We start from the raw sequence: 24,428 nt of genomic DNA on the forward strand, positions 1-24,428 counted from the left end.
ATTGCTTCGCTACGCTCGCAATGACGTTGAGGGACCGGTTTTAGTTCGCCACGGCCAATTGCTGCGGCACGGCGTTCGGCGCGGTCTGCGCGATCAGCCGCTTCAACTCCGGAATGCAGGAGCCGCAATTGGTGCCGGCCTTCAGCTTGGCGCCGATGTCGGCAGCGGAACGCGCGCCGGCTGCGATTGTCTCGCAGATGGTGGTGCGGCCGACGCCAAAACAGGCGCAGACGATCGGGCCGGCATTGGCCAGGCCATCGATCGATTTGCCCGACAGCAGCATGCGGCGCTGGTCGTTGCTGAGCGTGTCGGCGGCAAACAGGCCCTTGACCACATTCCAGTCGCCGGCGTCCCGTGCCGGCCCGATGAACAGGCAGGTCTCGATACGGTCGGCGGCAAAGGACGCCGCGCGATAGACGCCGCCGCCAAAGTCCTTGTATTCGGCGAGGTCATCGCCGGCGATGGCGCCGAGCCAGGACTGCCAGCCCCTGAGATCGGCATTGTCGGCGAGCAGATAGCCATAGCCGCCATTGACGGCGACGCGCGCCCACCAAGCATGATCGGGCAGTTCGAGCGGCGTGCGCGACAATGCAAAGCCGCGGAACACATATTCGTAAGGGGTGATCGAGGCCGGCGTCGCCTTGTTCTCGGGCTGGCCGGAAAACGGATCGGTGAGCGGTGCGACAAGCGATCCCACGCGTGCGCCGGTCGCCGTGACCGCGCTCCAGTGGATCGGCGCGAACAGCATGCCGCGCTGCTGGCGCTCGCTGACGATAACCCGCAGCGTGCATTGTCCGTAATCGGTCGTGACCCGCGCAAAGTCACCATCGGCGACACCGTGCCGTGCGGCATCGTCCGGGTGCACCTCGACGAACGGCTCCGGCAGATGCTGGCCAAGCCGCGGGCTCATCCCGGTGCGGGTCATGGTGTGCCATTGGTCGCGGACACGGCCGGTGTTCAGCCGCAGCGGGCGCGCGGCCGTGGTCTCGGTCCGCAGCGCGGGAGTCTCGGGTGCGATGAAACGGGCCTTCTGTTCGTTGGCAAAGAATCCGCCTTCGGCAAAGAACCGCGCCTGCGGTTGCGCATCGAGCCGGATCGGCCATTGCACCGGCGCCATCGCGTCGAACGCTTCGTCCGACAGCGCCTGCAAGCCGCCGATGTCGAAATCGCGGCCACCATCGTTCTCGAACGCCGACAGTGCGGCGTGCTCGCGAAAAATGTCGGCGGCTGATGCAAAATTGAATGCCGCGCCAAAGCCGAGCCGTTTTGCGATCTCGCCGATGATCCACCAATCCGGTCGCGCCTCGCCCGGCGCGGACAGGAATGCGCGCTGCCGCGAGATGCGCCGTTCCGAATTGGTCACGGTGCCGGATTTCTCGCCCCACGCCTGCGCCGGAAACAGCACCTGCGCCCCCGCATCGACGGTGTCGTTGGAGATCACGTTTTCGGAGACGACGAACAATTCGAGCTTCTTCAGCGCCGCGCTGATGGCATCCGCGTTGGGCAGCGACACCGCCGGATTGGTGCCGATCACCCACAGCGCCTTGATCTCGCCGCGTGCGATGGCCTCGAACATCTGGACTGCTTTCAGCCCTTCATAGGTGGCGATCCGCGGCGCCTTCCAGAACCGGCGCACGCGGTCGATGTCCGGCGGCGTAAAACCCATATGGGCCGCCAGCTGGTTGGCGAGCCCGCCGACCTCGCGGCCGCCCATCGCATTGGGCTGTCCGGTCAGCGAGAACGGCGACGCGCCCGGCTTGCCGATCCGACCCGTCGCAAGATGGCAGTTGAGGATCGCATTGACCTTGTCGGTGCCCTGCGCAGACTGGTTGACGCCTTGCGAATACATCGTGACCACGCGCGGCGTACTGGCAAACATCTGGAAGAACGCCGCGACATCAGGCTCGGACAGGCCGGTTGCCAGCGCGGTGGCGGCGACGCTGCCGGCCATGCTGCGCGCCCGCGCCATCGCGTCGTCGAAGCCTGACGTGTGGCGTTCGATGTAATCGCGGTCGAGCGCGCCATTGTCGGCGAGGTGCACCAGCAAGCCGCTGAACAGCGCGGTGTCGGTGCCCGGCTTCAACCCCAGAAACAGATCGTCATCGCCGACCGTATCGGTCCGGCGCGGATCGATCACCACGATGCGGGCGCCGCGGCTCTGCTTGTTGACCAGCATGCGCTGGTACAGCACCGGATGGCACCAGGCCGCATTGGAGCCGACCAGCACCAGCAAATCGGCCTCGTCGAGATCCTCGTAACAGCCCGGCACCGTATCCGCGCCGAACGCGCGGCGATGGCCGGCGACCGATGACGCCATGCACAGCCGTGAATTGGTGTCGACATTGGCGCTGCCGACGAATCCCTTCATCAGCTTGTTGGCGACGTAATAGTCTTCGGTCAGCAACTGCCCCGAGAGATAGAACGCGACGGCGCCGGGGCCGTCGCGTGCGATGATGTGCTGGAACCGGTGCGCGACATGGTCGAGCGCGTCGCTCCAGGCCACGCGCTCCATGGTCCCATTGTCGCAGCGGATCATTGGATGCAGCAGGCGATTTTCCAGGCCCAGCGTCTCGCCGAGCGCCGAGCCCTTCGAGCACAGCCGGCCGAAATTCGCCGGGTGCTCGGGATCGCCCGAGATCGCCGCCCCACCCCGGCCGTCGGGCGTCGCCAGAACACCGCAACCGACGCCGCAATAGGCGCAGGTGGTCTTGGTGGCGCGCAGATGGGGATCGACGGCGGTCATGCGAGCAACCGACTCATGCTGCCTCTGAACGGATCGCGAGCGAACGGCCGAACATCATGTCGGCGCGAATGCGCGCGGTGGGCTGACGGGTGCGGATCAGTTCGAGATACCAGAGCGCGTCGCTGACATCGCCGATCAGCACCGCGCCGGTCAGCCGTCCGTCCGCGACCACGAGCTTCTTGTAGGTGCCGCAGTTGAGATCGCTGAGCACGATGGTCTCGGAGCCCTCAGTGCCCACGAAATCACCCGCAGAGAACACGCTGACGCCAGAGACCTTCAGATTGGTCGCCACGATGCTGCCGCTATAAGAGGCGTCGCTGCCGGCGAGATGCCGCGCCAGCACGCGCGCCTGCTCATAGGCCGGCTCGACCAGGCCGTAGCAGATGCCGCGGTGTTCGGCGCATTCGCCGATCGCAAAGATGTCAGGCGAGGCGGTTTGCAGATGGTCATCGACGACGACGCCCCGGTTGACGGCGATGCCGGCTTCTTTTGCCAACGCGATGTTCGGCCTGATGCCCGCCGCGAAGATCACGGCATCGGCATCGATACGGCGGCCGTCCGTCAGTTCGACGCCCTCGACCCGGGTTTCGCCATGGATGCGCGCAGTATTGGCGTTGAGCAGGATCTCGATGCCCTTGCGCTCGACCAGCGATTTCAACAGTTCCGCGGCGGGCGCATCGAGCTGGCGCTCCATCAGCCGGTCCATCAAATGAACCAGCGTCACCGGCGCGCCGGCCTTGGCGAGCCCGTAAGCCGCTTCCAGTCCGAGCAAACCGCCACCCACCACCACGACGCGCTTCTTCTGCGCGGCCAGCGTCAGCAGGAGATCGACGTCGCGGCTGTCGCGAAACGTGTGGACGCCGGCAAGATCGGCGCCGGGCACGTTGAGCCGCAACGGCGACGAGCCCGTGGTCAGGATCAGTTTTGAAAACGGGATGCTTTCCTCGTTCGCGATCTTGACTTCGCGCCGACCGACATCGACCTCGGTGGCCCGGCAGCCATATTTCAGGGTGACGCCGCGGTCGCGCCACCATGAAGCGGGCCTGAGCTCGATATCGTGCGAGGCGGTCTCGCCGGCGAGAACCGACGACAGCAGCACGCGATTATACGCTAGCCGCGGTTCGTCCCCGATCACGGCAATGGCGTAGCGCCCGAGCGCAACCTTGGCCAGCTCGTCGACCAGACGCGCGGCAGCCATTCCGTTGCCCACAATGACCAGCGGCTCGCTCATGGCGTATCCTCACTCGGCGGCTTGAGCGCTGCCGTAGGCTTCCGAAATCATGTAACCGGACAGCGTGCCGTAGGCGGCGGTCCAGGCGGATGCCGTTTCCGGCGTCCAGGCGTCGCCGAGCCCCTTTTCCAGGGTCCACAGCAGGGCGCCGCCAACGACGGGATAGTGCTCGGCCTTTGCGCCGTAATTGACATGGCGCTTGGCGAGCGCGCTCGCGGCGGGGAGCACGGCTTCGAGGTTGGTCAGTCCGCCCACGACGACGGCGAGCGTCGCCATCAATTTCTTGCGCTGTTCGGTCATGTCGTCCGGAAACATCGCCCGGACGCCGGGGGCCACTTCAAACAGGCGGCCGTAGAACAAAACCGCCGCCTGCTCGGAAATCGGCGCGACCTTGGCGAAGCTTTGTTGCACGAGTTTGACTTGCTCTGGCGTCATGTCGTTCTCCTGCCTCATCCAAAGCTTTGCCCCGTTCGGGAGCGAAATCCTTCGCCCCGGCGGGAGCGAAGTCCTTCGCCCCGGGGAGCAAAGCAAGAACTACGCCGCTTCGACGAAGCGATGCCGCTCGTAAAGGAATTCGAGCACGCGCTGCCGGCACTTGAGGTAACCGGGGTTGGTTGCGAGCTCGAGCCGCTTGCGCGGACGCGCCAGCGGCACTTCCAGCACTTCGCCGATCCGCGCGCTCGGCCCGTTGGTCATCATCACGATGCGGTCCGACAGCAGCACGGCCTCGTCGACGTCATGGGTGATCATCAGGATGGTGTTGCCGAGCTTCTGATGCAGCGCCATCACCGAGTCCTGCAGATGCGCGCGGGTCAGCGCGTCGAGCGCGCCAAAGGGCTCGTCGAGCAGCAAAACCTTCGGCTCCATCGCCAGCGCCCGCGCGATACCGACGCGTTGCTTCATGCCGCCGGAGATTTCCGACGGGCGCTTGTCCTTGGCGTGGGCCATCTGCACGAGGTTGAGATTGTGCATCACCCAGGCATCGCGCTCGCTGCGGGTCTTGCTCGAAGCGAACACCTTGTCGACGCCGAGGCGGACGTTTTCATAGACGGTCAGCCAGGGCAGCAGGCTGTGGTTCTGGAACACCACTGCGCGATCCGGTCCCGGCGAATTGACTTCGCGGTTTTCCAGCAGCACGCAGCCATTGGTGCAGTCGGTAAGGCCGGCCACGATATTGAGCAGCGTGGACTTGCCGCATCCGGAATGGCCGATGATCGAGACGTATTCGCCCTTGTCGATCGTCAGGTTGATTTCCTTCAGCACCTCGGTCGTGGCATTGCCGCGGGTGAAGGTCTTGTCGATGTGGTCGAGCTTCAGATAAGCGTGCATGATTATGTATCCTTCAGCCTGCGGAAGTGCCGCGGGTCACGATCTTGCCCAGTCCTGCGATCAAGCGATCGAGCACGAAGCCGATGATGCCGACATAGAACAGCGCCAGGATGATTTCGCTGATGTGCGAGGAGTTCCAGGCGTCCCAGATGAAGAAGCCGATGCCGACGCCGCCGATCAGCATCTCGGCCGCGACGATCGCGAGCCAGGACAGGCCGATGCCGATGCGCAGGCCCGTGAAGATGTAGGGCGCCGCGGCCGGGATCATGATCTTGCCGAAGAACTCCAGCGGATTGAGCTGCACCACGGCGGCGACGTTGCGATAGTCCTGCGGGATGTTGCGGATGCCGACCGCGGTGTTGATGATGATCGGCCACACCGAGGTGATGAAGATGACGAAGATCGCCGAGGGCTGGCCGTCGCGGAACGCGGCGAGCGACAGCGGCAGCCACGCCAGCGGCGGGATGGTGCGCAGCACCTGGAACAAGGGATCGAGCCCGCGCATCGCCCAGACCGACTGGCCGACCAGCGTGCCGAGCGCGACGCCGACGATCGCAGCGATCGAATAGCCGAGCGCGACGCGCTGCAGACTTGCGGAAAGATGCCAGAACAGGCCCTTGTCGATGCCGCCACGATCGAAGAACGGATCGAAGATCAGCTCCTTGGTGTCCTTGAACACGCGCGAGGGCGGCGGCAGGGTCGAACCGGTGCGGCGGCAGACCAGCTCCCAGAACAGCATCAGGAGCGCGATCACGATCAGCGGCGGCACGACGCGTACCGCGGTGTCCTTTGCCATCTTGGCGTATTTTTCGGCGCGCGGCGGACGCTTCGGCGTCATCGACACGACCGGGGTGACAGCCGAGGCAGCCGCAGGCGCAACAATCGCGGTGGCGGGCTCGGTCTTGATCGCTGGCATATTCATGGGAAATGCGTCTCCGTATTTAAATGGCCGGCCGCACGCCAAGGCGTGCGGCCTCACCTGGATCAGACATCAGCACGCTTGATGGACAGGGACTTCAGGTACGCAGCCGGATCTTCCGGATCGAACACTTTGCCGTCGAAGAAGGTCTCCTTGCCGCGCGACTTCGAGGTCGGAATATCCGCAGCCGCCACGCCGAGCGCCTTCGCGGCATCGCGCCAGATGTCTTCGCGGTTGACCTTGGCGATCAGCGCCTTGGAATCGTACCCGGGCTCGAACTTGCCCCAGCGGATGTCCTCGGTCATGAACCACAGATCGTGGCTCTGGAACGGATAGGAGGCGTGGTCGCGCCAGTACTTCATGATGTGCGGTGAGTTCTCGACCACCTTGCCGGTGCCGTAGTCGAACTTGCCCTTGGCGCGATCGAGAATGTCCTCGACCGGGCAGTTGATCCACTGCCGCTTGCCCATGATGGTGGCGAGTTCTTCCTTGTTCTCCATCTTGTCGCACCATTGCTGCGCCTCCAGCACCGCCATGGTGATGGCTTTCGCGGCGTTCGGGTTCTTGTCGACCCAGGCCGAGCGCATCGCGAACGACTTCTCGGGGTGCTTGTTCCAGATCTCGCCGGTGTTGACCGCGGTGTAGCCGATCTTCTGATGCACGAGTTGGCCGGGCCAGGGCTCGCCGACGCAGAAGCAGTCCATGGTGCCGACCTTCATGTTGGCGACCATTTGCGGCGGCGGCACCGTAATGGTTTCGATGTCCTTGTCGGGGTCGATGCCGCCGGCGGCGAGCCAATAACGAAGCCACAGATCGTGGGTGCCGCCCGGGAACGTCATCGCCGCCTTGATCGGCTTGCCGGCAGCCTTCTTCTTTTCCAACGCTTCCTTGAACGACTTAACGTCGATCCCGACCTTGAGATCGGCATATTCGGCGGCGACCGAGATGCACTGCGCGTCGAGATTGAGCCGCGCCAGGATGTACATCGGCGTCGGCTGGTTGTTCTGCGTCACCTTGCCGGCCGAGATCAGGTACGGCATCGGCGTCAGGATGTGTGCGCCATCGATGCCGTTGCCTTCCGATCCCAGTACGAGGTTGTCGCGCGTGGTGCCCCAGGAGGCCTGCTTCTGCACGTCGACATCGGGCATGCCGTGTTTGGCGAACAGGCCCTTGTCCTTGGCCACGAACAGCGCGCCGGCATCGCTGAGCGCGATGAAGCCGAGCTTGGCTCCCTTCACTTCGGGCCCCGCCCCTTGCGCAAAGGCGCCGGCCGGGAAGTTCAGCTTGGCCGCGGCCAGCAACGCCGCCGTGCCGGCGGTCGCTTTCAGAAGCCGGCGGCGGCTGAGGCCGCGTGAGGTCGGATGGGTGGGCTTCGTCATGGGTATAGCGCTCCTTTGCGTCTGAACGGGCCGTCCGATTGGTGCCGCCGCGCGAGGCGCAAAAAGGCGCGTTCCGGGGAGGCCCCGGAATGGCGGCGATACAATTCGGATGAGTGGTCTCAAGGGACGGCATCAATGGCGTCAGCACTAACTATTCAAGCTTCGTGCCAAGCCCTTTTCAGCGAAAAAAGCCTAATTATTTCAATTAATTGATGATTTGGCGAGGTGACGCCGAAGGATAGCTAGTCGCATTCTAAATTTGCGATTCGCTCAATTCTTGTGCGGCGCACAAGAATTGAGCAGATGCAAAAACAGTGGTTTCAGGCGTGCTCGGTGGCCTTGTCAGTTGTCTTGTCAGTCGTCTTCGCCATCATCGGTTTTGGGGCGGCGCCATCGCCCGCTTTCATCCTGAACTCGTAGGTCATCAGGTGCCACGGTGCGGCCGCGGGCTTGCCGTCCGGCATGACCGCGTCGGTGCGCTTTTCGATCTTCGCGACCAGCTCGTCCTTGACGCCGAACACCACGTCGGAATCCAGATATTTGTCGCCTTCCATGAACACATGGGTGATCAGCGGCTGATAGCCGGGCGCATCGACCAGGAAGTGCACATGCGCCGGCCGCATCGCGTGCCGCCGGGTCTGGATGATCATCTCGCCGACCGGACCGTCGGTCGGGATCGGATAGCTGCACGGCAAAATGGTGCGGAAGAAGAACCGGCCATCGGCATCGGTGACGAAGCGCGCCCGCGACGAGGGGCCCTCCGTCGCATAAGACGCCTTCTGTGAATCGTAATAGCCCTCGTCGTCGGCGTGCCAGATATCGACGGGAACATTCGCCAGCGGCTTGCCGGCGAGGTCGGTGACACGGCTTTGCACGAACATCCGCTCGCCCGGCAAATTGGCCGAGACATCGGTGCCGTGCGGCATCACCTTGTGTTCGCCGACATAGAACGGCCCGAGCACGGTGGTCTCGGTGGCGCCTTCGCGTTCGCGATGATTGACGGCGTCGACCAGCATCGAGACCCCGAGCACGTCGGAGAGCAGGATGAACTCCTGGCGGATCGGGGTGCACTTCTGACCGGTCCGGGTCAGGAAATCGATCGCGTATTCCCATTCCTCGAAGGTGAGATCGGTCCGGCTGACATAATCGTGCAGCGATTTCACCAGTTCCTGCAGCAGGAATTTCGCCCGCGGATCCGGCGTGTCTTCGAAGCTGCGGATCACGGCGGCGGTCAGTTCGGTCTCGTTGAATTGGGGCATTTGGCTGTCCTGCGGGGTGCATGGTGGCTGGGTCAAGCCTACACCACCGTACCGCACGGGGTAAGCGCAGGCGGTTGGAACGGGGCACACTTTTCGGCTATCAAGGCTCCCTCGCCAGCCGGAGATCAGCCCTGATGTTAGCCCCTACCCCCGCCACGCCCGAGTCTGCCGGAATGTCGAAGCCGGCGCTTGACCGTCTCGAGAACCATCTGAAGCAGCGCTACATCGACGCCGGCCGCTTCCCGGGAACGCAGGTCCTGATCTACCGCCGCGGCAAGGTCGTGCACTCGACCGTGCAGGGCTTTGCCAATATCGAGCGCAAGGTCCCGGTCAAGGACGACACCATCTTCCGCATCTATTCGATGACCAAGCCGATCACGAGCGTGGCGTTCATGATGCTGCTCGAAGAGGGCCGCGTCGCGCTCGACGAGCCCGTCCATAAATACATTCCGGAATGGAAGAACCTCGGCGTGTTCCAGGCCGGCACCTTCCCGGCCTTCCTGACCCGGCCACCGTCGCGGCCGATGCTGATCGTGGACCTGTTGCGCCACACCTCGGGTCTTACTTATGGCTTCCAGCAGCGCTCCAATGTCGACGCCGCCTATCGCGAAAACAAGATCGGCGAGGTCATCAAGGCCGGCACGCTGCAAAGCATGATCGAGGACCTCGCCAAGATCCCGCTGGAATTTTCGCCGGGCGAAGGCTGGAACTATTCGGTTGCCACCGACGTGGTCGGCTATCTGATCGGCAAAATCAGCGGCATGCCGTTCGAGCAGTTCCTGAAGGAACGCATCTTCAATCCGCTCGGCATGAACGACACCGACTTCTTCGTGCCGGCGGACAAGGCGCACCGGTTCGCAGCGTGCTATTCCGCCGGCGTACAGATCGGCATGACGGCCGGCGAGGCCACATTGAAGCTGCAGGATGACCCGGCTACGAGTTCGTTCCTTACCCCCCCCTCCCTCGTCTCCGGCGGCGGCGGCCTGTGCTCGACGGCGGCCGACTATCTCACCTTCTGCCGGGCGCTCCTCAATGGCGGCGAGCTTGGCGGCGTCAGGCTCATCGGGCCTAAGACGCTCCACTTGATGACGTCGAACCATCTGCCCGGCGGGTTGGATCTGCCCGGCATGTCGCGTTCGCTGTTCAGCGAAGCCGCCTATAACGGAATCGGGTTCGGTCTCGGCTTTGCTGTCACCATGCACCCGGCGCAGACGCTGATTCCCGGCAGCCCCGGCGAATACAACTGGGGCGGTGCGGCAACGACGTCGTTCTTCATCGATCCTGCGGAAGAACTGATCACGATCTTCATGACGCAGGTGCTGCCGTCGAGCGCCTATCCGCTGCGTCGCGAGCTGCGCACCCTGGTGTATTCGGCGATCACCGACAGCAATCTTTGAAGCACAGCGTTCCGTCCCGCGGCGCGCACGATCGCCGCGGGGATTTCCGATTACTTCAGCATCTCCGGCACGATCAGGCGCGGCAGGAACAGCGATACGCTGGGCCAGATGATCAGCGCCGCCAGCACCAGCAGCATCGGTATCAGCATGATGACCGTGTCCTTGAGCGCATAGCGCAGCCGCACCCCCGCAATCGAGCACGCGATCATGAGGCACAGGCCGTAAGGCGGTGTCACCAGCCCGAACGCCAGCGAGACGATCGAAATGATCGCGAACTGCACCGGGTGCAGATCGACCGATCGCGCCAGCGGCTCCAGCACGGTACCGACGATCACGATCGCCGGAATGGCGTCGAGGAAGCAGCCGACGACCAGGAAGCAGAAGGCGATGAAGAAGCCCGCCGCGATCGGTCCCATACCCCAGGTCGAGACGTTGGCGAGCAACCCCTCCGGAATCTTGTAATAGGCCAGCAGCCAGCCGAATGCGCTCGCCGTGCCAATGCAGAACAGCGCGACCCCGGCCAGCCGTCCGGTGTCGAGCAAAGCCTTGTAGAGCTCCTTGGCGCCGGTTTCCCGGTAAAAGAAGGTCGACAGCGCCACCGAATACAGCACCGCGACGCAGGCGGATTCGGTCGCCGTGAACCAGCCGAGGAGAATACCGCCGACGATGATGAACGGCGTTACCAGCGCTGGAATCGAACGCCAGAGCGAGCAGCGCATCTCCACCCAGCTGGACTTTGGATAGGTCGGATAACCACGCCGGACTGCATAAATATGCACGGTTGCCATCTGCGCGCCCGCGATCAGCAATCCCGGCACGATGCCGGCCAGGTACATCGCCGCGATCGATGTCGAGATCAGCCCGCCCCACACGATCATCAGGATCGACGGCGGGATGATGACCGCGAGCACCGCCGACACCGCGGTGATGGCGATCGAGAACGAGAGGTCGTAACCCTCCTTGGTCTGGGCATCGATGAAGATCTTCGACTGGCTCGCCGCATCCGCGGTCGAGGAGCCGGAGATGCCAGCGAAGAACACCGACAGCACCACGTTGATCTGCGCCAGCGAGCCCGGCCAGTGCCCGACCATCGCGCGCGACAGCGCCACCAGCCGGTCGGTAATGCCGCCGATGCTCATCAGGTTCGCCGTCAGCAGGAAGAACGGCACCGACAGCAGGATGAAAGAATTGTAGGCGTTGAAGGTTTCCTGCGCGAGCATCATCATCGACAGCCGCGGCTCGATCAGCAGGATCGGCAGGCAGGCGAGCCCGAGCGCGAAGGCGACCGGTACGCGGATGATCAGCAGCCCGATGAAGGTGCCAAACAATACCAGCGCGGCCTCGCCGGAGGAGAGAACACTGCCGCTCATCGCTGAGCCCCCATCAGGATTCGCATTTCATCGACGATCTGTTCGCCCGCGAACGCGATCCATGTGAAGCCTGCCACCGGCCATGCGACGTGAATTAGCCAGAGCGGCAGATCGGCCAGCTCCGAAGTCCTGTTCCAGGCAAAGCGCGTGAACTCGATGCCCGCCCACACGAACACCAGCGCCAACGCCAGGATGCCGAGGCGCGCCAATATCCGCACCGCGGCCTCGGAGCGCCGCGACAAATCGGGCCACACATCGACTTCGAAATGCTGCGCCTCCCTGACGCCGACCATGGCCCCGATCATGATGGTCCATATGAACAGGAACCGCGCCATTTCCTCGGTCCAGATGTAGGACGGGATGAAGGGCGTATAGCGCGAGATGATCTGCAGCGTGACGGGAATGACCAGGATGCCGACGCAAGCCGCCAGCAGGATTTCCAGCAATTTGCCATAGGCGCGCGTCAGTCGCCGCCACAGAGACGGGTTGAAATCGATCGGCAGTTCGGTCATTGGCGCCCCCGCGCGGTAATACTCATCGAACGGGGCAAGCGGTGAAGCTTGCCCCCGAAACTCCGGTCTGCGACGCGCAGCCGTCTTATTTGGGCATGATCTTTTCGGAAAACCGGTACCCACTTTTCCGGATCATGCCCTAGGCGATGTTGATTTTTTCGAAGATGCCCTCGGCGCCGATTTCCTTGGCGTAGGTGGCCATCACAGGATCGGCGAGCTTCTTCATGGCGTCGCGCTCCTGGAACGGAACGCGCTTGAGCTTGCCCGCCTTCTCCAGCGCGTCGAGCTTGATGACTTCCTCGCTGGACTCGAGCTTGCGGCCGAAATCACCGGCCTCCTTGCCCGCTTTCATGATGGCGTCCTGCAGATCCTTGGGCAGGGTCTTGAGCGTCTTCACCGAGAAGCAGATCGGCCGGATCGAGACCGCGTGCTCGGTCAGATTGAGGTGCGGCGCCACTTCGTAGAACTTCATCGCCTCGACGCCGGCGGCTTCGTTCTCGCCCGCGGCGATCACGCCATTCTGGATGGCGTTGTAGACTTCGTTATAGGCGATCACCGTCGGGCTCATGCCGACGGCTGCGAACGTCTTCGACCAGATCGGCGCACCCTGCACGCGCACCTTGAGGCCCTTGAGGTCGGCCAGATTCTTGCACGGCTTGTTGGCGAAGATGTTGCGGATGCCGCCGCCGGAATAGCCGACCAGCACCACCTCGGCCTTCGCGGCGACTTCGTCGGCGATCGGCGCCAGGATATTCGCTTCAACGACCTTGTTCATGTGGTCGATGCCCTTGAACACAAAGGGCGCATCGATGAACGGCGCCGCCTTGGCGAAGGTCGACATGTGGGCCGGCGAGACGATGCCGTAATCGACCGCCTTGCCCTGCGACATGTACTCGAAATACTGCTTCTCGAGACCGAGGGACGAGTTCTTGTGCAGCGTGAAATTGACGGGCTTGCCGTAATACTTCTTCACCAGCTCTTCGAACCGAACCAGCGCCTTGGTAAACGCGTGGTCGTCGTTGAACTGCACGGCGCCGTTCAGCGTGACAGGCGCCTGCGCCTTCAGGATGGATGGCATTCCAAGAACGCCCGCGGCCGCTGTCGCACCGAGCCCAGCCAATACTGTTCTGCGATTCATGTTGTCCCCTCCCTGAGCCCCGCCCTTGTACCGGGTCGTGGGCTTTGCCGACGTTGCGGCTTGCAATTTTCGGAGCGTATTCAAAAGAACGCTGCGATGGAAGCTAATTCCAATGCGCGGATTGAACAGCATAATGCTGCAGCGTACGGAATGATGCGGCGCACCAAGCAGGCCACCGCTCCGCCGGTCACGAACGCGAAATCGGACTAAAATCCTTGGCGGATGCCGGCTGCTTCTCCTATGCTCGCGGCGGTTGGGGGCCGATCCGGGACGAGCATTGCCAAAGCTTTCACTGCCGATGCGTCTCGTCCTTCTGGTGGCGGGAACCACGCTGCCGCTGATCATTTTCGCGGCCGGCATCGTTTTCAATAATTACGGCCAGGACCGCAAGGACGCCACGCAGCGCGTGCTCGAAACCGTACGCGGCATCCGCCTCGTGCTCGATGCCGAAATGCAGCGCATGACCGGCGGGCTCCAGGTGCTGTCGCTGACCAACGCGCTGCGGGACCGCGACTTCGACGGTTTCCGTCGCATCGCTACCGGTTTCCTCGAACAATACGGCAGGGACGGCGTGGTGCTGGTGGCGGACCGCGAAGGTCGCCAGCTGTTCTCCTCGGTCACGCCTGACACCGCCACCCTTCCGCTGCGCAACAACCTTGACCTTGTCGAGAAGGTGTTCGCGACCAAGCGTCCATACTACTCGAACCTGTTCACCGGCGTGGTCAAGAAGGGGCTGATCGTGACGGTCGAAGTGCCGGTCATTCGCGACGGCGAGGTGATCTACGACATCTCGTTCAGCCCGCCGATCGAGATTTTCCAAGAGATGATCGAAAAGCAGCTTCCGGGCAAGGACTGGACGATTTCGATCTTCGACGGCGAAGGCACCAATTTCGCGCGTGTACCGAACCCGCAGAACACCATCGGCCAGCGGGCATCGCCGTCGCTCTATGCGGAGCTGTTCCGCAAACCCGAGGGGACCTTTGCGACCGTGTCGCTCGAAGGCGTGCCGCTGATCACCGGCGTTGCGCGCTCCTCGCTCACCGGCTGGACGGTCGCCGGCGGGATTGCGGAAAGCTCGCTGGTCGCGCCCCTGTGGCGCAGTCTCGCGATCACCAGCGTGATCGGGGGCGTGCTGCTGCTGGTCGGCCTTGCCTTTGCGGTGCGGATGGCGACGGCGATTGCCCGCGGCGAGATGCTGCACGATCTCCTGATCGACGAGCTCAACCACCGCGTCAAGAATACGCTCGCGATCCTGCAGTCGATCACCACCCAGACCTTCCGCAGCGCCAGCCGGGCCGAGCGCGAGAAATTCGAGGGCCGGCTGGGTGCGCTCGCCGAAGCGCATAATCTGTTAAGCCAGGAGAAATGGCAGGGCTCCGAGTTGCAGGACGTCATCGCACGGGTTCTCAAGCCCTATCTGCTCAACAATCCGGATCGGGTGCGGATGTTCGGACCGATGGTGCCGCTATCGCCGCGGCTCGCCGTGGTGTTGTCGATGATCGTGCACGAGATAGCGACCAATGCCGCAAAATACGGTGCGCTGTCGAACGACAGTGGAACCGTTGCGCTGGATTGGGAGATCATCGCGCAAAGCGATGGCCGCAAACTTCGGATGATCTGGACCGAATCCGGCGGGCCGCACGTTTCTGCGCCGGTGCAGCGCGGTTTCGGCTCGCGCCTGATCGAGCGCAGCGCGCGCGACCAGCTCGGCGGCGAAGCCACCGTCGACTTTCTGCCGCGCGGCGTCGTCTGCACGGTGACCGCAGCGCTCGAGCAGGAGACTTGAGCGGACGGCGATTTCGACCGCGACGAGCCGCGGCGCGTGTTCGAAGGGCGGAACCGGTGGATGTCACCGCAGGTGGAGCCGGGATGGGGTTGCCCGCAACCAAAGAGCGACAACGAGTCGCACCGGCAAAGGCGCCGTGCAGGTCGACCGGTCGAGGAGTTTTTGCGCAGGCCTATCGGGCCGAAGGCAGCGCTTATTTGATGAGCTTCAAATAAGGCGGCAACCGCGGGCCCGGTGCGGCCTTGGTGGTCTGCGCAGCCTGAGCATCCGTCACCATCAGGTCGCACAATGCCTTGAGTTCGGAATCCGTCACCCGATGCAGTTCCATCCGAAGCTCGAGAATGGCCAGTGACAGCAATCTCGCGGTCTCCGGGCTGGCCTTATCCATCAGAAACGCCCGGCATTCCTCCAGCGTTGCGAGGAGCGACAGCAATCGTTCTTCTGAATGGGCCGCCGGCATTTTGTCAGTTCCCGAGCTTGCAAGGTAGATTGGAGGCGGTCCGGATCGTCGCTTCATGAGCCTCTCCACGAAAAGGCACCAAAATAATTCGGCCGCTGTCACGCAATGGATCGTGTGAGAGCCTGACCTGATGATCCCGAAGTTTTACTCAATTGTCCAGCGCGCTATCGATTTGAAAATCGTATCGACCGTGCTGTATTTTTCTAAATATCACGGTTGAGGCATGCGCGCGATACAAGCCACGGGAAGTCTTCGCGTACACCTAAAGCGGTATTTCATCAGCCCACAACCCGCCACAAATATCCGTAGAAGTACCGGGTACACAGGCGCTACACGGTAAGTATGCTCCCAAAATCTGTGGCAAGTGAACTCGCGGTGGTTGTAGTTTGTCGAATAGTTTGCCAAATGTACGGGTGCGGGGTTTTGCTAAATTATGCCCCGGGCGCCAATGGCTGGAGGCAGTCGACGGCGCCGGTATCAGGGTGTTTCCAATGCGCAAATGCGTTTGGCTACCATCCCGCAATCACTCGATATCCCGTGGTTCTAACGACGAACTCACGATCCTGACGAACTTAACGCGGTAAATGCGGATGAACCCCTGGCTTGATCGCTCAGGGTTTCCCGATCGAAGGACGGTAAAACCAGAATGAAAACATCAGCAGCAAAGAAGATGAAGCAGCGCAGTGCCGGCAAACCCGACATTGAATTGGGCAAGCGGATTCGCCTGCGGCGTGTTGAGCAGAAAATCTCGCAAGCAGAGCTTGGCGACAAGCTCGGCGTCAGCTTCCAGCAGGTCCAGAAGTACGAGAAGGGCGTCAACCGTGTCGGCGCAGCTCGTCTTCAGCAGATCGCTACCGCGCTCGATGTGCCCGTCACCTTCTTCTACGACGGCGACGGCAAGGCGCGTGAGGTCGAGAGCCTGCTGTTCCTCGACAGCGCTTTCAGCCTGCGGTTGTTGCGAGCCTACAGCAAGATCAAGGACCAGACCGTACAACGTCAGCTGGTGTCCTTGATGGAATCGATCGCAGCGAACGAAGGCTGATCGGTCGCCTGGTGTTTTCGCGCGGACCGGGGGCCGGTTCGCGCGAAGAACACGCGTGAAAAAAAGTATGCGTCAAAAAAATACGCCGCGAACAACCACGCCTCCAACAAATCGCCTTGAACAAATCGACGTCTTCGACAAATAGACCCCGCTGCAACAAATAGAGCCCGGTTGTGACTCCGTCAGAACGGCTCTAGCTTCCGGCGCCGCGCGCACGATCGCTCAACCCAAGCGGATCGTCCGGCACCCGAACGCCCCGCCAGGCCACGTGCTGGTCCGGCCGCGACAACACCAGACCCGACAGCACCAGACCGTTGCCATCATCGGTGGCAATGTCCGCTCCCTCGACATCGAGCACCCCAAGCGGCACACCTCTCAAACGAGCCGCCGCCTCGAGCGCCGCTACATCAGCGGCGGAATCGAACCTCAACAGCGTAAACCCCTCGCCCATGGCGTCGTAAATCGAACTGCCGTCGGCGCGCCGGAAATGCGGCGTGCGGCAGCCCGGGACCGTCGAGGGCGTATGGCGTATAGAGGCTCGTCGTGTAGGCCGGATGGAGTCATTCTTCTTGTCTGTTGCGAACCACCATGGCACGCCACAGCGAAAACGCATGGCAGGATTGGTCTTGATTCCGGACCTTGCCCGGGGTCGCTGAACCATGGCACGACAGCCGGAAGCTTCCTGAACCCGGACTGGAGTCCGAGCGATGCTAGATGTTCCCAGCAACACCGAAAATTCCTACGCCGACGGCAAGATCCTGCAGAGCGTCAGCGACGGCGTCGGGGTCATCACCTTCAACAATCCCGAGAAGCGCAACGCCATGTCGCTCGAGATGTGGGAAGGGCTCGGCAGCGCGCTGATCGAATTGCGCGACAATCCCGACATCCGCGTCGTGATCATGGCCGGCGCCGGCGACAAGGCGTTTGTCTCGGGCGCCGATATCAGCCAGTTCGAAAAGACCCGCCACAACGCCGAAGCCTCCGAAGAGTATTCCAGGCGCAGCGCCGCGCAGCGTGCGTTGCTGGCGGACTACCCCAAGCCGACGATTGCCTGCATCCGGGGCTTCTGCCTCGGCGGCGGCATGCAGGTCGCGATGCTGGCGGACATCCGTCTTGCGGCCGACAACAGCCAGTTCGGCATTCCCGCCGCCAAACTCGGCATCGCCTATGGCTATGACGGCCTCAAGCATCTGGTCTCGTTGGTCGGGCCGTCCTGGGCGCGGCTCATCATGTATACGGGCATGCGGATCGACTCCGCCGAAGCATTGAGGATCGGGCTCGTCGATCGCGTCTTGCCCGGGCCCGATTTGTGGGACGCGACCATGGAGATCGCACGCACGATTTCCGGCAACGCGCCGCTCGCGATCAAGGCCGCCAAGATCACCATCGCCGAGGTGCTGAAAGACGAAAGCCGTCGTGACATGGAATCGATCAAGCAGATCGGCACCGCCTGCATGGACTCTGAGGATTTTCGCGAGGGCCGCACCGCGTTCATGGAAAAGCGCAAGCCGAAGTTCAAGGGTAAGTAACGGGAGCGCAGCGCCCTGTTCCATCATTGCGAGCGAAGCGAAGCAATCCATGTCGCAGCAAAAAGAAGAATGGATTGCTTCGTCGCGGAGCCTGTCATCGGGCGCGCATTCGCGCGACCCGTTGGCTCCTCACAAATTGGCTCCTCGCAAAGACGAAATCCCCTACAACGCCGCCAATACCGCCTTGGTAATATCCGCGGTGCCGTTGCCGCCGCCGAATTCCATCGGCTTGATTCCGTCCGCATAGGCCTTGTCGACCGCGCGCTCGATGCGCTCGCCGGCTTCGGCGACGTTTTCGAGACCGTGCTTGTCGGCGAGCCAGTCCAGCATCATCGCCGCCGAAAGGATCATGGCCGTTGGATTGGCCTTGCCCTGCCCCATGATATCGGGCGCCGTGCCATGGCAGGGCTGGAACACCGCATGGCGGTCGCCGATATCCGCCGATGGCGCCATGCCGAGGCCACCGATCAGGCCGGCGGCGAGGTCGGAAAGAATATCGCCGAACATGTTCTCCGTCACCATGACGTCGAAATCCCAGGGTCGCTTGACCATCATGAGTGAACAGGCATCGACGTAAACCCGTTCGGCCCTGACATCAGGGTGGCGCTTGGCGGCCTCGTCGAACATCGCGCGGAAGAACGCGAACGCCCTGAACACATTTGCCTTGTCGACACAGGTTAGCCCGCCATTCGCCCGCCCGCGCGCCTTGCGGCGTTCGGCGAGACGGAACGAAAACTCGAACAGCCGCTCCGAGGTCTTGCGGGTGATGACGAGCGTCTCGCGCGCTTCGGTGTCGGTCACGACGCCCTTGCCCATCGACGCGAACAGGCCTTCAGTGGATTCCCTGATCAGAACAAGATCGATGCCCTTCTGATCGGCGCCGACGATCGGGCTCGGCACGCCTGGAATCAGCCGTGCCGGGCGCACGCCGGCATAGAGATCGAAATGCATGCGCAGTTCGATCTGCGGCGCGATCTCGGTATTGTCGGGGTAGCGTACCGACGGCAGACCGCAGGCGCCGAGCAGGATGGCGTCGGCTTCTTCGCACAGCCGCACCGTACTGTCCGGCATCGATTTTCCCGTCGCCAGATAATTATTGGCGCCAGCCGGCGCGTCGGTGAAGCGAAACTTCAGATCCGTTGTCGCCTCGATCTTTCGCAAGACTTCGAGCGCCGGGGTCATCACTTCAGGGCCGATGCCATCGCCGCCGAGTACGGCGATGTGGAGTGCGTTATTGGCGGACATGGGAATTCCCGAATGGTTGAGGGAGTCGTTCCGGGGCGATGCAAAGCATCGAACTAAGATGCGCAATTGCGCATCTGAGAATCTCGAGATTCCGGGTCTGGTGCTTACGCACCACCCCGGAATGACGGAAGCCTACGGCGTCAGCACCGCGCGCCCGACCAGCTTGCCTTTTTGCAAATCGGTCAGCGCCTCGTTGGCTTTCGCGAGCGGCATTGTCGTTACCGGGATCGGCGCGATCTTCTTGGTGCGGACCAGATCGAGCAATTCCTGGGTTTCGCGCAAATTGCCGACATAGCTGCCCTGGATCGTGATGGCCTTGATCGGAATCAGCGGCAGCGCCCAGGTCGCCCCGCCGCCGAACAGGCCGACGATCACGAGCTTGCCGCCCTTGGTCAGGCAGTCGAATCCGAGCTGCGTGGTCTGGGCGTTGCCGACGAGGTCGATCACCGCGCGGATCGGCCCGCCCGCTTTTTTCTGCAGCTGCTCCAGAGCATCAGCGGCCTTGCCGTCGACGGTCGCAAGCGCGCCTGCCGCCTCGGCGGCTTCGCGTTTGCGCGCGTCGATATCGACCATGATCGCGCCCTTGCCGCCCATCGCCTTCAGCAGCGACAGCGCCATCAGGCCGAGGCCGCCGGCGCCGAAGATCACGATCGGCGTATGCAGGACGTTCTCGACCTTTTTCAGCGCGCTGTAGGTGGTGACACCGGAGCAGGCATAGGGCGCGGCGGTGACGGGATCGAGCCCGTTCAGGTTCAACAGATATTTCGGGTGCGGCACCGTCATGTGATCGGCGTAACCGCCGTCGCAATAGACGCCGAGTGAATTCGGCTTGACGACGCACATGTTCTCGTCGCCGCCGACACAGGTCTCGCATTTGCCGCAACCGAGCCAGGGATAGACCAGCGTGACGTCGCCGACCTTGAGGCCACCGGTCGCGGCCTTGGCGTCGGGACCGAAGGCCAGGATCTCGCCGACGGTCTCATGGCCCATCGTGCGCGGCAGCGAGACGCCGCGGTCTTTCAGCGACAGCGGCTTGCGCCCGTGGCCGAGATCGTAGCCACCTTCCCATATGTGGAGATCGCTGTGGCAGACGCCGGCGGCCTTCACCTTGATCAACACCTGCGACCCCGAGGGCTCCGGCGTCGGATGATCGACCTCTTTCAGGGGGGCGTTGAACTCGGCGACCTGGAAACTCTTCATCGGTTCTCTCCCGTCATTCTTGTTCTTGAGCAGGCATTTTCGAACGGACATTTTCTCAAGATGACATTGCCACGTCCATCCAGTCGAGACAAACGCGACCTTCCGATATTCAGATCAACGGATGATGGCAAGCCACGAACTGCCCCGATGCCACGGCGCGCAGTTCCGGCACCTCGTCGCTGCATCGCTGATCTGATCTGGGGCAGCGGGTCCGAAAACGGCAGCCGGACGGCGGCGAAATCGGCGATGGCGGCTCGCCGATCGGCACGGTCTCGGCAGGGCGGACGTCGGGATCGGGCACCGGGATCGCCTCGATCAAGAGCGCGGTATAGGGGTGCGCCGGTTTTGCAAAAAGTTGCTCGGACGGACCGACCTCGCACAACCGCCCGAGATACATCACCGCGACGCGGTCGCTAACCGCCTTCACGACCGCCAGATCATGCGCGATGAACAGCAGGGTCAAGCCATAGCGCGCCTTCATCTCCTCCAGCAGATTGAGGATCTGCGCCCGGATCGAAACGTCGAGCGCGGAGACCGGCTCGTCGCAGACGATGAATTCCGGATTGAGCACCAGCGCGCGCGCAATGCAGATGCGCTGGCATTGCCCGCCGGAGAATTCATGCGGCAGCCGTCCGACCACCAGCGCCGGATCAAGACCAACGGCGCTGAGCGCTTCGTCGACGAGTTGTTGGCGTTTGGCCGCATCCTTGACGCCCGAAATGATCAGCGGCTCGGCGATGATATCACCGATCCGCCGGCGCGGGTTCAGCGATGCGATCGGGTCCTGGAAGATCAGCTGCACGCGCTGGCGCATCAGGCGCAGCGTATCGCCCTGCATCGCCGTGAGATCCTGGCCGTCGAACAGCACGCGGCCCGATACCGGCCGGCGCAACTGCAGCACCGCACGACCGAGCGTCGACTTGCCGCAACCGGATTCGCCGACCAGCCCGAGCGTTTCGCCGCGGGCGATCTGCAGGGAAACGCCGGATACCGCGTGCACGATCTTGTTGCCGACCGGATATTCGACGACGAGGTTATCGACGTCGAGCAGCGGGTCGTTTGAAACGGCGGGTAAGGCTTGCTGCATCATGCGCCGGCACTCGCGCTTGCGTCGATCGGACGGAAGCAGGCAAATTGGTGACCGGGCGAGTCGGCTTCCTCAAGCCGCGGCTTCTCGACATGGCATTGTGCCCACGCATAGCGGCAGCGCGGCGAGAACGAACAGCCTTTCAGCGGCCGGGTCGGATCGGGTGGACGGCCCGAGATCGCCGGCAGCGGCGTATGTGGCGCGGCGTCGATCTTTGGAAGCGCGGCAAGCAGCGCCTCGGTATAGGGCATCCGCATTTTCTTGAACAAGGCCGGCGTCGGCGCACGCTCCACCACGCGGCCGGCATACATGACCGCGACTTCGTCGGTGCGGCCGGCGACGACGCCGAGGTCATGGGTGATTATGATCATCGCCATATGCCGTCGGCGCTGCTCGCGCGCCAGCAAATCGAGGATCTGGGCCTGGATCGTGACATCGAGCGCGGTGGTCGGCTCGTCCGCGATCAGCAGCTTCGGCTCGCAGGACAGCGCGATCGCGATCGCCACCCGCTGCCGCATGCCGCCCGACAGCTGGTGCGGATACTGCATCAGCCGTTGCTCCGGCGCGGGAATGCCGACCGCGGCGAGCAGTTCGACGCTGCGTTTGGTCGCTGAGGCCATGTCGAGCTCGAGATGCTCCTGCAGCGTCTCGATCAGCTGGGTGCCGATGGTCAGCACCGGATTGAGTGAGGTCATCGGGTCCTGGAACACGACCGCCAGCGAGCGGCCACGCAGCTTGCGCAGTTTCTCCGGTGAGAGCTGCAGCAGATCCTGCCCATCGAACATCACCCGGCCGGAGAGTTTTGCTTTTTTCGGCAGCAGTTGCAGGATCGCTCGCGACAGCATGGTCTTGCCGCAACCGGACTCGCCGACCACGCCGAGCGTCCGACCGGCGCCGACGGTGAGGTCGACACGGTCCACCGCGCGCAGATTGCCGCGCGGCGTCGGCAAATCGACGATGACGTCCTCGACGGAAAGCAGCGTACCCTCTGTCACAGCGCGCCCTGACGAGGATCGGTGAGCGCGCGGAGCGTGTCGCCGACCAGGTTAAAGGACAATACGGTCAGGAACATCGCGATGGCCGGAATGAACGCCAGCCGGGGCGCCATCTCGAGACTTTCGCGGCCCTCCCCGATCATGCTGCCCCAGCTCGATATCGGCGGCGGCACGCCGAGGCCGAGGAACGACAGTGAGCCTTCGGCCACGATGGTAATGGCGACGGCGAGCAGGAAGAACGCAAACAGCGGCAGCATCACGTTGGGCAGCAATTCGCGCAGCAGGATGCGCGTATGCGTCGCGCCAAGCGCCTGTGCCGCGATCACGAATTCGCGGCGCGCCAGTGTCAGCGTTGCCGCCCGCGCCACCCGCATGAAGGCGGGAACGCCGAGCAGGCCGAGAATGAAGGTCAAATGCAGGATCGACTGCCCGAGATAGGCGGTCACGGCCAGCGCCAGGATCAGCGGCGGAAACGCCAGCAGCACGTCCATGCTGCCGACCACCACCGATTCGAACCGGCCGCGGAAATAGCCCGCCAGCATGCCGAGCGCGCCGCCGAAGGTGAGCCCGATGATCGGCGCAAACAGTCCCACAATCAGCGATATCCGCGCACCGTAGATCACGCGGGCGAGTTCGTCGCGGCCAAGGCCGTCGGTGCCAAGCCAGTGCTCTGCCGAGAACGGCGCACGCTTCTCCAGCATGTCCATGTCGGTCGGGCTCGGTAGCGGCAGAACGTCGGCGAAGATCGCCACCGCAAACACGAACATCATCCAGACGATTGCCATCCAGAACAGCGGTCCGAGCCGGCGGCCACGCCGCGCCGGGGCTTCCGCAACTGACGCGTCGATGCCGAGTTCAAGCGTGGCCATGGCGGATCCTCGGATCGAGCATGGCGTAGAGCATATCGACGATGAAGTTGATCAGCACGAACCCTGCGCCGACCAGCAGCACCACGCCCTGCAGAATGATGAGGTCGCGCGTGGTGATGGCGCCGACCAGGAGTCGGCCAATTCCCGGCAGCGCAAAAACCGTCTCGACGATGACGGCGCCGCCGATCAATCGCCCGATATTGATTCCGGTGATCGTGACCAGCGTGAGCGACGAAGGCTTGAGCGCGTGCACGAACAGGATGCGCGATGCCTTCAGGCCTTTGGCCTTGGCCAGCGCGATATAATCTTCCTGCAGGGTTGCGATCATGTCGGAGCGAAGCACGCGCATGATGCCGGGCCATTCGGCGAGCGCCAGCGTCAACGCGGGCAGCACCATGAACCGCAGGTTTTTGGCCGGATCTTCGCCGAAGGGCACGTAGCCCGTCGCCGGCAGCCAGCGCAACTCCACCGCAAACAGATAGATCAGCAGGATCGCCGACAGGAAAGTCGGCACCGACAGCATGCCGAAAGCGGTGCCGGTCATGAAGCGGTCGAACGGCCCCCCGCTGCGCGCCGCGCAAATGATCGCCAGGGGAACGCCGATCGCAAGCGCGATGACCTGGGCCAGGACCATGAGTTCTAGCGAGATCGGAAGCCGCTCGGTAACCGCCTGCAATACGGTTTGTCCGGTGCGGAACGATCGGCCCAGATCGCCTTGGAGGATGTTGCCGAGCCAGCCGAAGTAACGGACCCAGATCGGCTGGTCCAATCCCATTTCCTGACGAAGGGCTGCGACCTTCTCCGGCGTCGCCTGATCGCCGAGGATCGTGTAGGCGAGATCGCCCGGCAGCAGCGACGCGATCAGAAACGTCAGCAGCGATACCGCGATCAGCACCGGCACGAGATACAGGAGCCTTCGCGCGACGAAACCCAGCATG

22 protein-coding genes are annotated in these 24,428 nt (G+C 63.2%); 4 read left to right on the plus strand and 18 right to left on the minus strand.

Annotation, left to right across the window (positions count from 1 at the left end; all coding sequences use genetic code 11):
* Window positions 1–40: 40 nt before the first annotated feature.
* The 7 genes from JQ611_RS15925 to JQ611_RS15955 all read right to left on the minus strand — a co-directional run bounded on the left by JQ611_RS15925 (window position 41) and on the right by JQ611_RS15955 (window position 8,860).
* A complete protein-coding gene (locus tag JQ611_RS15925; RefSeq protein ID WP_212465958.1) occupies window positions 41–2,743 on the minus strand; it encodes a nitrate reductase in 2,703 nt (900 codons plus the stop codon).
* Window positions 2,744–2,756: 13 nt separating this feature from the next.
* Window positions 2,757–3,974, minus strand: a complete 1,218-nt coding sequence (locus tag JQ611_RS15930; protein ID WP_212465959.1) for an NAD(P)/FAD-dependent oxidoreductase — start codon at window positions 3,972–3,974, stop codon at window positions 2,757–2,759.
* A gap of 9 nt (window positions 3,975–3,983) precedes the next feature.
* The gene (locus tag JQ611_RS15935) at window positions 3,984–4,409 is read right to left on the minus strand and encodes a globin family protein (protein ID WP_212265047.1); all 426 of its coding nucleotides are present in this window, start codon (window positions 4,407–4,409) and stop codon (window positions 3,984–3,986) included.
* A gap of 99 nt (window positions 4,410–4,508) precedes the next feature.
* Window positions 4,509–5,303, minus strand: a complete 795-nt coding sequence (locus tag JQ611_RS15940) for an ABC transporter ATP-binding protein (protein WP_212265048.1) — start codon at window positions 5,301–5,303, stop codon at window positions 4,509–4,511.
* 13 nt (window positions 5,304–5,316) lie between these two features.
* Window positions 5,317–6,225: a nitrate ABC transporter permease gene (gene ntrB / locus JQ611_RS15945; RefSeq protein WP_212265049.1), complete on the minus strand. Its 909-nt coding sequence runs from the start codon at window positions 6,223–6,225 to the stop codon at window positions 5,317–5,319.
* A gap of 62 nt (window positions 6,226–6,287) precedes the next feature.
* Complete coding sequence (locus tag JQ611_RS15950) at window positions 6,288–7,601, minus strand: CmpA/NrtA family ABC transporter substrate-binding protein (protein WP_212265050.1); 1,314 nt, start codon at window positions 7,599–7,601, stop codon at window positions 6,288–6,290.
* 320 nt (window positions 7,602–7,921) lie between these two features.
* Complete coding sequence (locus JQ611_RS15955) at window positions 7,922–8,860, minus strand: dioxygenase (protein ID WP_212265051.1); 939 nt, start codon at window positions 8,858–8,860, stop codon at window positions 7,922–7,924.
* 134 nt (window positions 8,861–8,994) lie between these two features.
* Here JQ611_RS15955 and JQ611_RS15960 point away from each other — a divergent pair, with 134 nt between their 5' ends.
* Window positions 8,995–10,257: a serine hydrolase gene (locus JQ611_RS15960; RefSeq protein ID WP_212465960.1), complete on the plus strand. Its 1,263-nt coding sequence runs from the start codon at window positions 8,995–8,997 to the stop codon at window positions 10,255–10,257.
* A gap of 50 nt (window positions 10,258–10,307) precedes the next feature.
* Here the strand turns inward: JQ611_RS15960 and JQ611_RS15965 are convergent, their stop codons facing one another.
* The 3 genes from JQ611_RS15965 to JQ611_RS15975 form a co-directional block, all read right to left on the minus strand.
* Window positions 10,308–11,627, minus strand: a complete 1,320-nt coding sequence (locus tag JQ611_RS15965) for a TRAP transporter large permease (RefSeq protein WP_212265053.1) — start codon at window positions 11,625–11,627, stop codon at window positions 10,308–10,310.
* The gene (locus tag JQ611_RS15970) at window positions 11,624–12,139 is read right to left on the minus strand and encodes a TRAP transporter small permease (RefSeq protein WP_212265054.1); all 516 of its coding nucleotides are present in this window, start codon (window positions 12,137–12,139) and stop codon (window positions 11,624–11,626) included. The genes JQ611_RS15965 and JQ611_RS15970 overlap by 4 nt, the downstream gene beginning before the upstream one ends.
* A gap of 139 nt (window positions 12,140–12,278) precedes the next feature.
* Window positions 12,279–13,277 carry a TRAP transporter substrate-binding protein gene (locus JQ611_RS15975; RefSeq protein ID WP_212265055.1) on the minus strand — a complete coding sequence of 333 codons (999 nt, stop codon included), beginning with the start codon at window positions 13,275–13,277 and terminating at the stop codon, window positions 12,279–12,281.
* Between the two features lie 277 nt (window positions 13,278–13,554).
* On the opposite strand from JQ611_RS15975, the gene JQ611_RS15980 reads away from it, so the two are divergent.
* Entirely contained in the window at window positions 13,555–15,063 is a 1,509-nt protein-coding gene (locus tag JQ611_RS15980; protein WP_212265056.1) for a sensor histidine kinase, read from the plus strand.
* Between the two features lie 193 nt (window positions 15,064–15,256).
* Here JQ611_RS15980 and JQ611_RS15985 read toward each other — a convergent pair whose 3' ends face one another.
* On the minus strand, window positions 15,257–15,523 hold the full coding sequence (locus JQ611_RS15985) for a hypothetical protein (RefSeq protein WP_212265057.1): 267 nt from the start codon (window positions 15,521–15,523) through the stop codon (window positions 15,257–15,259).
* 646 nt (window positions 15,524–16,169) lie between these two features.
* Between JQ611_RS15985 and JQ611_RS15990 the strand changes: the two genes are divergently transcribed.
* Window positions 16,170–16,565, plus strand: coding sequence for a helix-turn-helix domain-containing protein (locus JQ611_RS15990; RefSeq protein ID WP_212265058.1), 396 nt, complete (start codon window positions 16,170–16,172; stop codon window positions 16,563–16,565).
* Between the two features lie 193 nt (window positions 16,566–16,758).
* Here JQ611_RS15990 and JQ611_RS15995 read toward each other — a convergent pair whose 3' ends face one another.
* Window positions 16,759–17,178, minus strand: coding sequence for a hypothetical protein (locus JQ611_RS15995; protein ID WP_212465961.1), 420 nt, complete (start codon window positions 17,176–17,178; stop codon window positions 16,759–16,761).
* A 94-nt stretch (window positions 17,179–17,272) separates the two neighbouring features.
* Here JQ611_RS15995 and JQ611_RS16000 point away from each other — a divergent pair, with 94 nt between their 5' ends.
* On the plus strand, window positions 17,273–18,094 hold the full coding sequence (locus JQ611_RS16000) for an enoyl-CoA hydratase (RefSeq protein WP_212465962.1): 822 nt from the start codon (window positions 17,273–17,275) through the stop codon (window positions 18,092–18,094).
* Between the two features lie 162 nt (window positions 18,095–18,256).
* On the opposite strand, the gene JQ611_RS16005 is transcribed toward JQ611_RS16000, so the two are convergent.
* The 6 genes from JQ611_RS16005 to JQ611_RS16030 form a co-directional block, all read right to left on the minus strand.
* Complete coding sequence (locus JQ611_RS16005; protein WP_212465963.1) at window positions 18,257–19,339, minus strand: isocitrate/isopropylmalate dehydrogenase family protein; 1,083 nt, start codon at window positions 19,337–19,339, stop codon at window positions 18,257–18,259.
* Between the two features lie 132 nt (window positions 19,340–19,471).
* Window positions 19,472–20,539 carry an alcohol dehydrogenase gene (locus tag JQ611_RS16010; RefSeq protein ID WP_212265062.1) on the minus strand — a complete coding sequence of 356 codons (1,068 nt, stop codon included), beginning with the start codon at window positions 20,537–20,539 and terminating at the stop codon, window positions 19,472–19,474.
* A 109-nt stretch (window positions 20,540–20,648) separates the two neighbouring features.
* Window positions 20,649–21,629, minus strand: a complete 981-nt coding sequence (locus JQ611_RS16015) for an ABC transporter ATP-binding protein (RefSeq protein ID WP_212465964.1) — start codon at window positions 21,627–21,629, stop codon at window positions 20,649–20,651.
* Window positions 21,626–22,621 carry an ABC transporter ATP-binding protein gene (locus tag JQ611_RS16020; protein ID WP_212465965.1) on the minus strand — a complete coding sequence of 332 codons (996 nt, stop codon included), beginning with the start codon at window positions 22,619–22,621 and terminating at the stop codon, window positions 21,626–21,628. The genes JQ611_RS16015 and JQ611_RS16020 overlap by 4 nt, the downstream gene beginning before the upstream one ends.
* Window positions 22,618–23,490, minus strand: a complete 873-nt coding sequence (locus JQ611_RS16025) for an ABC transporter permease (protein WP_212465966.1) — start codon at window positions 23,488–23,490, stop codon at window positions 22,618–22,620. Before JQ611_RS16025 ends, JQ611_RS16020 begins: the two co-directional genes overlap by 4 nt.
* Window positions 23,477–24,427 (minus strand): ABC transporter permease, encoded by a 951-nt coding sequence (locus tag JQ611_RS16030; RefSeq protein ID WP_212208466.1) that lies wholly within the window; start codon window positions 24,425–24,427, stop codon window positions 23,477–23,479. Before JQ611_RS16030 ends, JQ611_RS16025 begins: the two co-directional genes overlap by 14 nt.
* Window position 24,428 lies beyond the last annotated feature (1 nt).

It is taken from the genome of Bradyrhizobium sp. AUGA SZCCT0182, from assembly GCF_018130185.1.
Classification (GTDB): Bacteria; Pseudomonadota; Alphaproteobacteria; order Rhizobiales; family Xanthobacteraceae; genus Bradyrhizobium.